This window comes from Ruminococcus callidus ATCC 27760, assembly GCF_000468015.1.
GTDB classification, from domain to species: Bacteria; Bacillota; Clostridia; order Oscillospirales; family Ruminococcaceae; genus Ruminococcus_C; species Ruminococcus_C callidus.
Genome location: NZ_KI260286.1, coordinates 55,227 through 67,707, shown reverse-complemented (window position 1 = coordinate 67,707; position 12,481 = coordinate 55,227). Strand labels below are relative to the sequence as shown.

The following is a 12,481-nucleotide window of genomic DNA, read 5'->3' as shown; positions in this document are numbered from 1 at the left end:
CCAGACGCTCTTTGTGCGGTATTGCCTTATAAAAGGATCAGCTTACAGGACGAAAGAATCCCAGGCGATGTGGTTGCCTACTGCACGGTTTGCAACGTACAGGAGGAGATAATAAATGTCTGTACTGTCCAGAGTTGCCGTGCTGGTCTGTCCCAGCGTGTCAAAGTCCATGAGGTAGAATGCAAAATCCTCCATGTTGGCATCGGTGGAAGTACCGGTATACAGAGTGGTTTTCATACCGACAGCCTTTTGGGCAATGTAGAGGGACAGGTAGAAAATATCAGTGGAGTCTACGCCGCCGTCAAAGTTCAGGTCGCCGCGTTTGCCTACCATGATGTTCTGTGTCACGTTCTTGTCGGTAGTCTTCCACTTCAGCAGTTTGCCGTTATAGTACAGGGGCATGTTGGGAGAGGAGAAGAAACCGTTCTTTGCCTGTTTGTCGTAGAGTTCCTTCGGTGTTGCACCGTAGCAGTCCACCAGACGGGTGATGTCCACATCAGATTCTGTGGTGCCGTCGGTATAGGTCACATCTGCAAGGATCTTGCTTGCAAAATCTGTCGCACGAATGATGTTGGTGTTGCTGTCCGTGTAGAACTGTACATTATCCTGCTGGGAATCGGTAACGGCAACGCTGTCCACGCCTACTGCAATGGAGGTGCCCACCAGTTCAGTGGGGAATTCCTTGCTCTTGTTGCTGGTAAGCTGGGTGGGAGCCTCGTTGGCACCGACGGTTTCCCGTGTCAGGAACTGCACATCATATATGCCGGAAGCAGTGCCCTTGGAGATAACGATATTGACATGGAACAGCGGGAATTCGTCAGAAGTGCTGCCGAGGAATTCGGCACCGTCCTTCAGCTGGCTGGTACCAGCGACCCACATGACGCTGTTGCAGGTATCCGGCAGCTTTTCGCCTTCCGGTGTGTCCGGATTGTAGCGGGGGAGTGTCGCCGTCTTGGTAATGGTCTGGAACGAACTCTGGTCGATGTAGTCATAGGAGTACACGCCGTTGCCGTTCTCGTCCACTGTCACATCTGCAATGAAATCCTTGTTGGTCTTTTTCACGCCGTTTTTGCGTTCGTCTGCACTGTTGTAGAACGAGGCGTTAAACTTGATCTTGTTCTTTCCGGCACTGGTGATCGTCGAGCCGAAGATCGGGTCACAGGCATATTCTCTGGTGGTGAACATCGGAGAATTGCTGTCGTATTCGTCATCATAAACAGAACCGAAGCAGTACGGCACATAGTCCGTGGTGAACGTGCCTTGACTGCTGTTATAGGTTTTCTTTTCCGAAGTCCGGTGAGCGGTGTCGCCGGTGGAGATGCCGGAGAAGTAAACGCTGTCAGTTTTTTCATCGTTGCGGAACGCATCGTACTTTACCATAACGGAGCCGAAGCGGTTGGCAGTGCTGCCGGAGATATACACAGCTGCCGGAATGACCACGTCGCCGGCGGCAACTTCTTCTGCCGTGACGAAGTTTCGTTCCGGTACGAAACGCAGCTGATAGGGCAGGGTGTTGGCGGTGCCGGTTGCCTGAAACGGGTTGGCTTCGGCTGCCGCTGCATCAAAGACAGTGCTTTCTTCCAGTGCAGATTCTTCTGCCGCAGCGGAAAAAGCCAGCGTCTGCGGCAGCACCAGTGTTGCAGAGAACACCGCTGCACTGATCAGTGAGATGAATTTTTTCATAAAAGTATCCTTTCTTGGGGTGTGTTTCCTTAATGTTCTCACGCCGGAACCGCAGCCTCCGCAGGGAGCAACTGCCGTTTCAGCTTTCGCATGTCCACAAAGTAAACGGTGATCAGCAGTACGTCGGCGAAGATCCACGCCACCGGACTTGCCATGACGGCAGCCATGTAGCCAAAGGTGGGAACAAAGCCGAAGCAGACCAGCGACCGTGCCGCCAGTTCGCTGACACCTGCCATCATCGGCATCAGGCTGTAGCCCATGCCCTGCAGGGAATTCCGCAGGATAAAGAGCACGCCAAGCACCGGATAGAAGATCGCGTTCAGACGCATGTACTGTACTGCCAGTTGAATGACTTCTGTTTCAGAGGGATCGAGGAACAGGTATGCGGTGTATTTTCCCAGAATCCACAGGAAAGCAATGCAGAATGCACAGTAACACATGGAAACGTACATGCTCAGGCGAATGCCGTCGCGGATCCGGTAAAACTTTTTGGCACCCAGATTCTGTCCGCAGAAGGTTGCCATTGTGATGCCAAGCGATTCCAGCGGGCCCATGACAATGGCACAGATCTTCTGTGCGGCAGTGACACTGGTGACTGCCAGCGAGCCGAGGGAGTTGACAGAGGTTTGCAGAATGATCGAACCGATCGCCGTAATGGAAAACTGTAGTGCCATCGGCAGACCAATGGACAGCAGCCGGCTGCACCGATTCAGTTCCAGTCTGCATTCTCCCTGCTGAAACCGCATGATCTCGAATTTTTTGTACAGGTAAAACAGGCAGAGCAGTCCGGAGATACCCTGTGAAATGACAGTGGCATAGCCGGCACCGGCAACGCCGGAGTGCAGTCCCACCAGAAATACCAGATCGAGAACGATATTCAAAACAGACGAAATGGCGAGGAACAAGATCGGGGACTTGCTGTCACCGACGGCACGGAGAATCGCCGCAAGGCTGTTGTACAGCACCGAGGTGAGAATGCCGCCGAAAATGACAATGATATAATCGTAGGAATACTGATAAATATCGTCCGGCGTTTTCATCCAGTGCAGGATCGTTCCTGTGCCGATCATGGTGAGAATGGTCAGAAGTACGCCGATCAGTGCACCTAAATAATAGGAGTTAGCAATATTTTTCCGCATGTTCTGGTAGTCGCCGGCACCGAACGCCTGTGCCACAGGAATGGAAAGCCCCGTGCAGATGCCGGTGGCAAATCCCACCACCAGAAAGCTGATAGCACCGGTGGCACCCACGCCTGCCAAGGCACTGGCACCCAGATAGCGTCCCACGATGACCGTATCTACCATGCTGTACAACTGCTGCAAAATGTTGCCAAACACCATGGGACCGCAGAAGCGTAAGATCAGCCCCAGCGGTTTCCCCGCAGTCATATCTTTTGTCATAACAGAGATCCCCTTTCGAAAAAGCATGTTTCTCTATTATAGCAACATCATGTGTGTTCGTCTAGTCGCATTTCCGACAAAGATTTCCGACTGTAACCGCAGGAATCTTGTGGATTTTACATGGACAGCACAGCATTTTTAACGTATTGCAGTTGCAATGTGTCTGCTTCGTTTCACTTCGCGGAAAAGTCTGGGAAAACGCTGCAAAAAGCTTTGCTGTCGACCTTGTGCGATGTTGTCTTTTTCCCTGTGTTTTCTCAAAATTTCGACAAAACACGTGGCTTTTCAGCCTTTTCATTTTCGCGGAGAAATGTTATACTGGTAGACAGAGAAAGGGTATCTGCTGCAAAATGCAGCACTGCCCAGAGAAAAAGATTCTATTTACCAGAACAGGAGCATACAAAATGAAAACGAAGTTGAAAACCCGTTCCCAGTCCCGCCCTGCGGAACTCATTGTGTATATGGAAGTCTACAGCAGCAACCGTGTGGTCTACCGTGTCACTGCCGGCAGCATCGTGCGGCAGGGGATCCGGCAGCCCACCTATGGAATCATGCTGGAGGACTTGTACACCGAAGAACGCCAGAGCATTCCCGACTTTTCCGGCAGTCTGGAACAGACGATCCGCTTTGCCAATGACCTGATCCGGCGTGAAGTCAAGCCGTCAGGTCTGTATGACATGGCGTTGGAGCATCTGTCCCGCCGAATCTAGGGCACCTTACGCACAATCTTTGTGCGGTATTGCCTAAAATCTTTATGTCTGATCTTCCCGCAGGATTTTTTCCCGATAGGCTGCCGCGGCCTGTTCCTGTCGGTTCTCGCCGAACTGATAATAGACCTTGTCCTTGAGAATATCCGGCAGGTACTGCTGTCTGACATAGTGGTTGGGATAGTCGTGGGGATAGCGGTAGTGCTGCCCGCGGACAGCTGCCTCTGCCCCGTCGAAATGTTTATTCTGTAAATGCCGCGGAAAATCCGGTGCTCCATATTCTTCCACGTCTGCCATTGCCCGATTGATCGCTTCGTAGGCACTGTTAGACTTTGGCGAAGTGGCGAGGAGCACCACGGCTTCTGCAATGGGAATACGGGCTTCGGGCAGCCCCAGCTGGAGGGCACTGTCCACACATGCCTTTGTGATGACAATTGCCTGCGGATATGCCAGCCCCACGTCCTCTGCCGCAATGACCAGCAGCCGCCGGCAGACAGACAGCAAATCATTTGCCGCCAGCAGTCTTGCCGTATAGTGCAGGGCTGCATTTTCGTCGGAGCCGCGAATGGACTTTTGCAGGGCAGACAGCAGATCATAGTGCTGGTCGTTGTCCCGATCGTATCGCATGTTGCTGCGTTGCGTCAGTTCCTGTGCCAGTTCATCGGAAATGACAATGCCGTTTTCGGTGTGTTCACCGGACAGCACGATCAGTTCCACCGTGTTCATGGCTTTGCGGACATCGCCGCCGCAGCCCCGTGCGATCCAGCCGCAGACACCGTCTGACAGGTGAATTGTTTCGCCCAGCTGTTGTTCCATACAGCGGAAACCACGGGCAACAGCACGTTCCAGTTCCTCCGGCGGAACCGGCTTGAACTCAAACACGGTGGAACGGCTGATGAGAGCGTTGTACACGGCAAAGTAGGGGTTCTCCGTGGTGGAGGCGATCAGGGTGATCTGCCCGTTTTCCATGTATTCCAGAAGCAGCTGCTGCTGTTTCTTGTTGAAGTACTGGATCTCGTCCAGATAGAGGAGAATGCCGTTCATGCCGGAAAAGGTGCCCACTTCTGCCACCACGTCGCGAATATCCGCCGTCGAGGCAGAGGTGCCGTTCAGCTTGTGCAGTGTCATCGAAGTGCTGTCCGCAATGATGCGGGCAACGGTGGTTTTCCCCACGCCGGAGGGACCATAGAAGATCATGTTGGGGATTTTTCCGCTTTCAATAATTCGCCGCAGAGGCTTTCCGGCAGCGAGCAGCTGCCGCTGTCCTACCACATCGTCCAGCGTGCTGGGGCGAATCTGATCTGCAAGGGGTGTGTGCATGGTTTATTCGTACAGCGGGTACTTCTTGCACAGCTCGCAGACACTCTCGCGAACTTCCTCTGCCTTGTTCTCGAAGTCGGAAGCGGCGAGGTACATTGCCTGTGCAATAATTTCCATATCTGCCGGCTGCAAACCGCGGGTAGTAACTGCCGGTGTACCTACGCGGATACCGCTGGTAACGAACGGCTTCTGCGGGTCGTTGGGGATTGCATTCTTGTTGACGGTGATGAACACTTCGTCCAGACGGCGTTCGAATTCCTTACCGGTGAGGTCGCCGAAAGGACGCAGGTCTACCAGCATCAGGTGGTTATCTGTGCCGCCGGATACCAGACGGAATCCACGCTGCATCAAGCCGTCAGCCAGTGCGGAAGCGTTTGCAACAACAGTCTTGCCGTAGGTCTGGAATTCCGGCTTCAGTGCTTCACCGAAGCAGACAGCCTTTGCTGCGATCACATGCATCAGCGGACCGCCCTGTGTGCCGGGGAATACTGCCTTGTTGATTTTCTTTGCCAGTTCCTCGTCGTTGGTCAGGATCAGACCGCCTCTCGGACCGCGGAGAGTCTTGTGGGTGGTGGTAGTGGTGATGTCGGCATAGGGTACCGGCGACGGGTGAACGCCTGCGGCAACCAGACCGGCGATGTGAGCCATGTCTACCATGAGGTATGCTCCTACAGACTTTGCGATCTCGGACAGACGCTTGAAGTCGATGATGCGGGGATATGCACTTGCACCGGCAACGATCAGCTTCGGCTTGACTTCTTTTGCCAGAGCCTCGGCACGGTCGTAGTCGATATATTCATCATCGCCCAGTTCATAGGGAACGAAGTTGAAGTACTTGCCGGAGATGTTGACCGGAGAACCGTGTGTCAGGTGGCCGCCGTGTGCCAGGCTCATACCCATAACCGTATCGCCCGGCTGGAGCAGTGCGAAGTATACAGCAGTGTTTGCCTGTGCACCGGAATGGGGCTGTACATTGGCATACTTGGCACCGAACAGCTTGCAGGCACGTTCGATAGCGATCTCCTCTACTACGTCTACATATTCGCAGCCGCCGTAGTACCGTTTGTGGGGCAGACCTTCTGCATACTTGTTGGTGAGGGCAGAACCCATAGCAGCCATAACTGCCGGAGAAACCAGATTCTCGCTGGCGATCAGTTCCAGATTCCGACGCTGGCGACCCAGCTCCTCATTCATTGCCTGTCCGACTTCCGGATCGAACTGGGAAACAAAACCAATGGTGTCCATCATATTTGCGTACATGGTAAAAACTCCTTTATGATAAATTGAAACCCGCAGGGCAGATTCCTATAGCTTTCATTATACAATATTTCAGCGGAAATTACAAGCGTTTTGCGGAAAAAAGAGCCGGTAAAAACGTTAGGAATCGCTGCCAATGACCAGTTCCTCTGTTTCCTGTGTGACTTTTCGCAATTGCTTCGCCTGTTCTGAAAGAAGTTTGGCAGTGGTTTCGGGGCAGTTTTTCGAAGCGGCTGTTTGTTCCAGTGCATCAATGGTGTCACAGACGGCACAGAATAACCGGAAGTAAGGTCTTTTGTAATTTGTCATGGGAAAACCTCCTTTTTTATCATTATAACCTGTTTCAGGTTATAAGTCAATAATCTGAAACAGGTTATCGTATAATAGTTGCAATTGGGAGGCTGTTATACGTATGAAAAATCGAATCAGAGATTTAAGAGAAGATGCAGATTTGACACAAAAGCAGGTGGCACAATATTTGCAGATGTCACAGACCGGTTATTCCAAATATGAAACTGGAGAAAACGATATACCCACAGTGATATGGGAACACCTTGCAGATTTTTATGGCGTAAGCGTGGACTACCTCATGGGACGAACGGACGAGAAAAAGCCTTATCCGAAAGGCAATCGATAATGAAAAAAGCGGAGAACGTCCAAAACGTTCTCCGCTTCTCATTTCTCTTTGCGTGAAGCCTACCGCTTACAGAGCCGCGATAACTTCAACTTCTACCAGCACACCCTTGGGCAGGTCTGCTACGCCAACACAGCTTCTTGCCGGCTTTGCATCGCCCATAGCTTCGGCGTACACTTCATTGAATGCACCGAAATCCCGTGCTACGTCCTTGAGGAAGCAAGTTGTCTTGACAACCTTGTCGAAGCTGGTACCTGCGGCTTCCAGAACGGCTTTCAGGTTTGCCATGACCTGCTTGGACTGTCCCACGATGTCAGTTGCTTCTACATTGCCGGTCGCCGGATTGATGGCGATCTGACCGGAAGTGTACAGCATATCACCGATTTTGACAGCCTGTGAATACGGACCGATTGCGTTTGGTGCGTTTTTGGTATAAATGGTATCCATGATAAAAACCTCTTTTCAAAAAATAGGGATTTCTTATTTTAGTCCACCAGATGGAATCCTGCTTCCATGAGGGCACTGCGGATCTCCTGAATGTGTGCGTAATCTCTGGTTTCCATGGTGATCCGCAGGAAGCAGCCGTTGATGTCGCTGCCCTCGTTGGCACGTTCATGGTGAATGGAGATGACGTTGCCGCCCAGATCGGCGATGATGCGGGAAACATCTTTCAGCTGACCCGGCTTGTCCAGCAGTTCAATGTTGAGCATGCAGCTTCTGCCGGACATCAGCAGACCACGCTTGATGACACGGGACAGAATAGTCACGTCGATGTTGCCGCCGGAAACCAGACAAACCACTTTCTTGCCCTCTACGGGAACCTTGTGGAACATTGCCGCAGCCACAGATGCTGCACCGGCACCCTCTGCGATCAGCTTCTGCTTTTCGATCAGAGCCAGAATTGCAGCGGAGATCTCGTCGTCGGTCACAGTCACAATGTCGTCTACATACTTCTTGACATACTCGAAAGTGTGGGGGCCCGGTTCCTTGACGGCGATACCGTCGGCAATGGTGGAAACGGAGTCCAGGCAGGTGATCTTGTCGTTGTGAATGGACTCGTACATGCTGGGTGCACCGCTTGCCTGTACGCCGTAAACCTTGATATTCGGGTTCAGCTGCTTAATGGCAAATGCCACGCCGGAGATCAGTCCGCCGCCGCCGATCGGCACAATGACTGCGTCCACGTCTGCCATCTGATCCAGAATTTCCAGACCGATGGTGCCCTGTCCGGCAATGACGTTTTCGTTGTCGAAGGGGTGTACAAAAGTGTAGTTGTGTTCCTTCTGGAGCTCTACAGCCTTGTTGTAGGCATCGTCATAGACACCCTTGACCATGCAGACCTCTGCACCGTAACTCTTGGTAGCTTCTACCTTGGAGATCGGAGCACCGTCCGGCAGGCAGATGAGAGCCTTCATGTGGTTCTTTGCCGCAGCCAGAGCCACACCCTGTGCGTGGTTGCCGGCAGAGCAGGCGATAACACCCCGCGCCTTTTCTTCTTCTGTCAGCTGGGACATCATGTAATAGGCACCGCGAACCTTGAAAGAACCGGTGACTTGCAGGTTCTCTGTCTTGAGAAACAGATTGCAGTCCGGACAGAGTTTCGGTGCCTGAATCAGATCCGTTTTCCGGATCACGCTCCGGAGCACGTGGCTTGCTTGATAGATTTTATCCAATGTCAGCATGGATAGGACTTCCTTTCCATAATCATATTAAGTAAACTTTGTATACTTGCACAAAATAAATCATCATAATTTGTGCACACATAACAGCGTTAACAAGTTAAGCATCTAGGTGATCTACGAAAAATTCGAGCAGTCGAATTACATAAAAAGGCGGCTTACGCTTACCGCTTTCCCAATCTTCCAGTGTCCGCAGCGGGATAGATGTCGCATCGGAAAATTCTGACCGGTTAAGACCAGCCTTTTCGCGGATTTTACGGAGCTCTGCGGCTTCCGTATCTTCCACAGTCCGGCGGAGCGTGGTGCAGCCGCTGCACGATACAAGCCGCGGCACGCCGCGATCTGTCAGCAGCTCGCACGGTATGCTCTCGCCGTTCCGCAGATCGTAAACCCGCTTAATCCCATCTTTTCCGGCAGCGATTTCAAACCCGTCCGGCAGCTCAAACCACGCGGTTTCTTTTTCATGGCTGCCTTCGTCGTCCAAAGACCAGCTTTGGAGAAAAATGTTTTCAAAATAATTGTATTTTTCCAGCATGTGTAATTTGATTTTCTGCATTTTGTGCCTCTTTTAATCCTCGTCCGGCTCGTACTCTTCCCACTCGCGGATAATGTCGTCCGCCTAGCTTTCGTAATCTTCGCCTTGCTCGTCAATCCACTCCGCAAAAGCTGCCTTGACCGGCAATACTACACAAAGATTGTGCGACAGATGCTCTTTGTGCGGTATTGCCTAAGAACGCTGTGTCAGCAGCTGGTCGATCAGCTGCTTTGCAGCACGGGCACTTCTGCCGCTTTTCTGGAGGGCGAACTGTTCTGCCTGTGCGTCCAGTTCCTCCATGGTGATGTCCAGACCGTTCTGTTCTGCCAGAGCGTGGACGATCTCCAGATACAGGTTCTTCTGCGGGCGGCTGTAGGTAATTGTGATGCCAAATCGTTCCGACAGGGAGATGCGTTCCTGTACGGTGTCGTTGGAGTGCTTGTCGCTGCCGTCGTCAAAGGTTTCCTTGACCAGATGCCGCCGGTTGCTGGTGGCGTAGATGACGGTATTCCGCATTCTGGCGGCAATGCTGCCCTCCAGAGTCGCTTTCAGCGTGCCGAAGTTGGGGTCGTCCTCGGAGAATGTGAGGTCGTCAATAAAGAGGATAAACTTCAGCGGATTTTTGCACAGGTGATCCATGATCTGGGGAATGTAGCACAGCTGGTCTTTGTTCAGTTCGATCAGCCGCAGTCCGTCGTCTTTGAACGCGTTGGCAATTGCCTTGACAGTTGCAGATTTTCCCGTGCCGGCATCTCCGGCGAGGAGGACGTTGGAGGCGTATTTTCCTGCAAGGAGTGCCTTGGTATTTTCTACCACAATGCCGCGTTCCCGTTCGTATCCCACCATTTGTTCCAGAGAAATGGGGTCAGGATACTGCACCGGAACCAACTCGCCGCTTGCTCCGACGGTGAACATGTGGTGCCGTGCATAGATGCCGTAGCCGTGCTTGGAGATCTCCGCTACACGCTGGGTGTAGAGCTTGTCCAGATCGGTCTTGTGGGTCTGCCATGCCGGCAGGGGAATGCTGGTCTGCATCTCTGCCTGAATCATGGCAGGGGTGAGCATTGCAATGCGGTTCAGCAATTTCAATTCTGTGTGCAGGCAGGTTTCCATGTTCTGCGAAATGGTTTCGCCGGCACCGGCACGCTGGACATAAACGTTTTCGTGTTCCAGAACGATCTGTTCCAGATAGCCGGTGAGGTCGTCTGCCCGTTCATACAGGGCGGAAATCATGGCACTGTAAAAGCGGATCTGTGCGGGGGTATTTTCCTTGTCAGTGTGGCAGAACTGCATCAGTGCACGAAGCACCGGATCCTGCTGTAAACTGCGGAAAATGACAAGGGCATCCAGCCCGTATCCGATTTCTTCTCTGGGAGTCATATGGAGTCATCTCTTTCGGTTTTTATGTTAGTATCAGGGAAACACCGCTTACTTCAGCAGTGCAATGATCTTTTCGGTGCATTCGGTGCAGGACAGCGGTGTTACGCCCTCGCCAGCCAGATCGGCAGTGCGGTAGCCTGCATTCAGATATGCGTCCACAGCGTCTTCGATTGCCTGTGCCTCGTCCATGAGGTCGAAGGAGTAGCGGAGCATCATGGCTGCGGAGAGAATGGTTGCGATGGGGTTTGCCTTGTTCTGTCCGGCAATATCCGGTGCAGAACCGTGGATCGGCTCGTACATGCCACGCTTGGTGGCACCCAGAGAAGCCGACGGCAGCATACCGATAGAACCGGTGATCTGGGAAGCTTCATCGGACAGAATGTCGCCGAACATATTGGAGGTGACAACTACGTCAAACTGTCTGGGATTCTTGACCAGCTGCATGGCTGCGTTGTCTACCAGCATATCGGTGAGGGTGACATCCGGATAGTCCTTTGCCACTTCGTGAACGACTTCACGCCACAGACGGGAGCTTTCCAGAACGTTTGCCTTGTCGATGCTGATGACGTTCTTGTTCCGCTTCCGGGCGGTTTCGAAAGCCACGCGTGCGATACGCTCTACTTCCATTTTGCTGTAGCACTCGGTGTCATATGCTTCTTCGCCGTACTTGCCCTCGCGTCTGCCCCGTTCGCCGAAGTAGATGCCGCCGGTCAGTTCACGAACCATCATGATGTCGAAGCCCTTTGCCACGATGTCTTCCCGCAGGGGGCAGTCGCCTTTCAGAGCCGGATACAGCTTTGCCGGACGGAGGTTGGTGAACAGTCCCAGAGCCTCACGGATTCCCAGCAGAGCCTTTTCCGGACGGAGATGCGGCGGCATCTGATCCCACTTGTTGTGACCGACTGCACCGCCGACAGCACCCAGCAGGACACTGTCGCTTGCCAGACAGCCGTCAATGGTTTCTTTCGGCAGGGGAATGCCGGTGGCATCGATCGCACAGCCGCCGATGAGGTACGGGGTGCAGGTGAAGGTGTGACCGTATTTCTTGCCAATCTTGTGGAGAACAGCCACAGCACTGTCTACGATCTCCGGACCGATACCGTCGCCCCGAAGCAATGCAATGTTAAAATTCATGGGAAAGACTCCTTTGTGTTTGGTTTGGCGGAACAAATCGTTGACATACCCCATTTGTTCCGCAAATACTCTTTCATTATACACCAAAGCTGTGAAGATTACAAGGTTTTTGTGAAAATTCTGCATTTCGCCACAAAAAAGCCGGTGCGGAGGGGGCTGTGTCGGTGATTTTGGTTGTGGATTGACTTGGTTGGGGCTGTGTGGTATAATGAAGGTGTGGTAAATCGGAATTTGTAAATCTGATTGATTTTATAATACAAGGTATTGGAGAGAAATAATATATGTTAGATTTAAAAATCAAATACAACGAACTAACGGCAGAGCAATTTATTGAATTATGGGAAACAGTATGGGGAGATGGACCATCTCTTGAGCAAACAAGATTAGCAATGAAACACACCCTATTTAGAGTTTCTATATGGGACGGAGATTGCATTGTTGCTATGGCAAGAATGAATGGTGATATGGGACTTAATTATTATATTAAAGATGTTGTTGTCAGACCTGAATATCAGGGAAAAGGTATTGGAAGAATGTTAATAGATGAATTAAGAAGGTTTATAAATAACAATGGAGTAAAAGGAACAGATATTTTTGTGGAGCTATGTGCGGTTCCGGATAAGATACCTTTTTATGAAAAATTTGGATTTGAAGCAAATGAGGCACAAAGATTAAAAAAATTTTATCATGTCGAGTAATATTAAATTCCAGTTTTTCTACATGAGAAGAACGCATAGCGGGCAACTGTGTCG

The 12,481-nt window shown here is 51.8% G+C and carries 13 protein-coding genes; 3 read left to right on the top strand and 10 right to left on the bottom strand.

What is annotated here, in order from left to right:
* Window positions 1–42: 42 nt before the first annotated feature.
* Together RUMCAL_RS00380 and RUMCAL_RS00375 are read right to left on the bottom strand one after the other, a co-directional pair.
* The gene (locus RUMCAL_RS00380; protein ID WP_021680365.1) at window positions 43–1,683 is read right to left on the bottom strand and encodes a hypothetical protein; all 1,641 of its coding nucleotides are present in this window, start codon (window positions 1,681–1,683) and stop codon (window positions 43–45) included.
* A 38-nt stretch (window positions 1,684–1,721) separates the two neighbouring features.
* Window positions 1,722–3,083 carry an MATE family efflux transporter gene (locus RUMCAL_RS00375; protein WP_040646278.1) on the bottom strand — a complete coding sequence of 454 codons (1,362 nt, stop codon included), beginning with the start codon at window positions 3,081–3,083 and terminating at the stop codon, window positions 1,722–1,724.
* A 404-nt stretch (window positions 3,084–3,487) separates the two neighbouring features.
* Here RUMCAL_RS00375 and RUMCAL_RS00370 point away from each other — a divergent pair, with 404 nt between their 5' ends.
* Entirely contained in the window at window positions 3,488–3,793 is a 306-nt protein-coding gene (locus RUMCAL_RS00370) for a DUF6514 family protein (RefSeq protein ID WP_040646277.1), read from the top strand.
* Window positions 3,794–3,835: 42 nt separating this feature from the next.
* On the opposite strand, the gene RUMCAL_RS00365 is transcribed toward RUMCAL_RS00370, so the two are convergent.
* From RUMCAL_RS00365 to RUMCAL_RS00355, 3 genes are all read right to left on the bottom strand, one after another.
* A complete protein-coding gene (locus RUMCAL_RS00365) occupies window positions 3,836–5,110 on the bottom strand; it encodes a replication-associated recombination protein A (protein WP_021680361.1) in 1,275 nt (424 codons plus the stop codon).
* A gap of 3 nt (window positions 5,111–5,113) precedes the next feature.
* On the bottom strand, window positions 5,114–6,370 hold the full coding sequence (gene glyA, locus RUMCAL_RS00360; RefSeq protein ID WP_021680360.1) for a serine hydroxymethyltransferase: 1,257 nt from the start codon (window positions 6,368–6,370) through the stop codon (window positions 5,114–5,116).
* A gap of 117 nt (window positions 6,371–6,487) precedes the next feature.
* Window positions 6,488–6,676 carry a hypothetical protein gene (locus RUMCAL_RS00355; RefSeq protein ID WP_021680358.1) on the bottom strand — a complete coding sequence of 63 codons (189 nt, stop codon included), beginning with the start codon at window positions 6,674–6,676 and terminating at the stop codon, window positions 6,488–6,490.
* A gap of 103 nt (window positions 6,677–6,779) precedes the next feature.
* On the opposite strand from RUMCAL_RS00355, the gene RUMCAL_RS00350 reads away from it, so the two are divergent.
* Window positions 6,780–7,004, top strand: coding sequence for a helix-turn-helix domain-containing protein (locus tag RUMCAL_RS00350; RefSeq protein ID WP_021680357.1), 225 nt, complete (start codon window positions 6,780–6,782; stop codon window positions 7,002–7,004).
* 66 nt (window positions 7,005–7,070) lie between these two features.
* On the opposite strand, the gene RUMCAL_RS00345 is transcribed toward RUMCAL_RS00350, so the two are convergent.
* From RUMCAL_RS00345 to leuB, 5 genes are all read right to left on the bottom strand, one after another.
* The gene (locus RUMCAL_RS00345; RefSeq protein ID WP_021680356.1) at window positions 7,071–7,448 is read right to left on the bottom strand and encodes a RidA family protein; all 378 of its coding nucleotides are present in this window, start codon (window positions 7,446–7,448) and stop codon (window positions 7,071–7,073) included.
* A gap of 38 nt (window positions 7,449–7,486) precedes the next feature.
* Window positions 7,487–8,683 carry a threonine ammonia-lyase gene (ilvA, locus tag RUMCAL_RS00340; protein WP_021680355.1) on the bottom strand — a complete coding sequence of 399 codons (1,197 nt, stop codon included), beginning with the start codon at window positions 8,681–8,683 and terminating at the stop codon, window positions 7,487–7,489.
* A gap of 97 nt (window positions 8,684–8,780) precedes the next feature.
* Entirely contained in the window at window positions 8,781–9,236 is a 456-nt protein-coding gene (locus RUMCAL_RS16725) for a helix-turn-helix domain-containing protein (protein ID WP_021680354.1), read from the bottom strand.
* Between the two features lie 171 nt (window positions 9,237–9,407).
* Window positions 9,408–10,595: an ATP-binding protein gene (locus RUMCAL_RS00330; RefSeq protein ID WP_021680353.1), complete on the bottom strand. Its 1,188-nt coding sequence runs from the start codon at window positions 10,593–10,595 to the stop codon at window positions 9,408–9,410.
* Between the two features lie 48 nt (window positions 10,596–10,643).
* Window positions 10,644–11,729 (bottom strand): 3-isopropylmalate dehydrogenase, encoded by a 1,086-nt coding sequence (gene leuB / locus RUMCAL_RS00325; protein ID WP_040646275.1) that lies wholly within the window; start codon window positions 11,727–11,729, stop codon window positions 10,644–10,646.
* Between the two features lie 281 nt (window positions 11,730–12,010).
* Here leuB and RUMCAL_RS00320 point away from each other — a divergent pair, with 281 nt between their 5' ends.
* On the top strand, window positions 12,011–12,427 hold the full coding sequence (locus tag RUMCAL_RS00320) for a GNAT family N-acetyltransferase (protein ID WP_021680351.1): 417 nt from the start codon (window positions 12,011–12,013) through the stop codon (window positions 12,425–12,427).
* Window positions 12,428–12,481: the final 54 nt, after the last annotated feature.

Excerpts from the sequence above, each read along its gene's own strand:
- RUMCAL_RS00380 (WP_021680365.1), bottom strand. The coding sequence starts at position 1,683 with ATGAAAAAATTCATCTCACTGATCAGTGCAGCGGTGTTCTCTGCAACA.
- RUMCAL_RS00375 (WP_040646278.1), bottom strand. The coding sequence starts at position 3,083 with ATGACAAAAGATATGACTGCGGGGAAACCGCTGGGGCTGATCTTACGC.
- RUMCAL_RS00370 (WP_040646277.1), top strand. The coding sequence starts at position 3,488 with ATGAAAACGAAGTTGAAAACCCGTTCCCAGTCCCGCCCTGCGGAACTC.
- RUMCAL_RS00365 (WP_021680361.1), bottom strand. The coding sequence starts at position 5,110 with ATGCACACACCCCTTGCAGATCAGATTCGCCCCAGCACGCTGGACGAT.
- glyA (WP_021680360.1), bottom strand. The coding sequence starts at position 6,370 with ATGTACGCAAATATGATGGACACCATTGGTTTTGTTTCCCAGTTCGAT.
- RUMCAL_RS00355 (WP_021680358.1), bottom strand. The coding sequence starts at position 6,676 with ATGACAAATTACAAAAGACCTTACTTCCGGTTATTCTGTGCCGTCTGT.
- RUMCAL_RS00350 (WP_021680357.1), top strand. The coding sequence starts at position 6,780 with ATGAAAAATCGAATCAGAGATTTAAGAGAAGATGCAGATTTGACACAA.
- RUMCAL_RS00345 (WP_021680356.1), bottom strand. The coding sequence starts at position 7,448 with ATGGATACCATTTATACCAAAAACGCACCAAACGCAATCGGTCCGTAT.
- ilvA (WP_021680355.1), bottom strand. The coding sequence starts at position 8,683 with ATGCTGACATTGGATAAAATCTATCAAGCAAGCCACGTGCTCCGGAGC.
- RUMCAL_RS16725 (WP_021680354.1), bottom strand. The coding sequence starts at position 9,236 with ATGCAGAAAATCAAATTACACATGCTGGAAAAATACAATTATTTTGAA.
- RUMCAL_RS00330 (WP_021680353.1), bottom strand. The coding sequence starts at position 10,595 with ATGACTCCCAGAGAAGAAATCGGATACGGGCTGGATGCCCTTGTCATT.
- leuB (WP_040646275.1), bottom strand. The coding sequence starts at position 11,729 with ATGAATTTTAACATTGCATTGCTTCGGGGCGACGGTATCGGTCCGGAG.
- RUMCAL_RS00320 (WP_021680351.1), top strand. The coding sequence starts at position 12,011 with ATGTTAGATTTAAAAATCAAATACAACGAACTAACGGCAGAGCAATTT.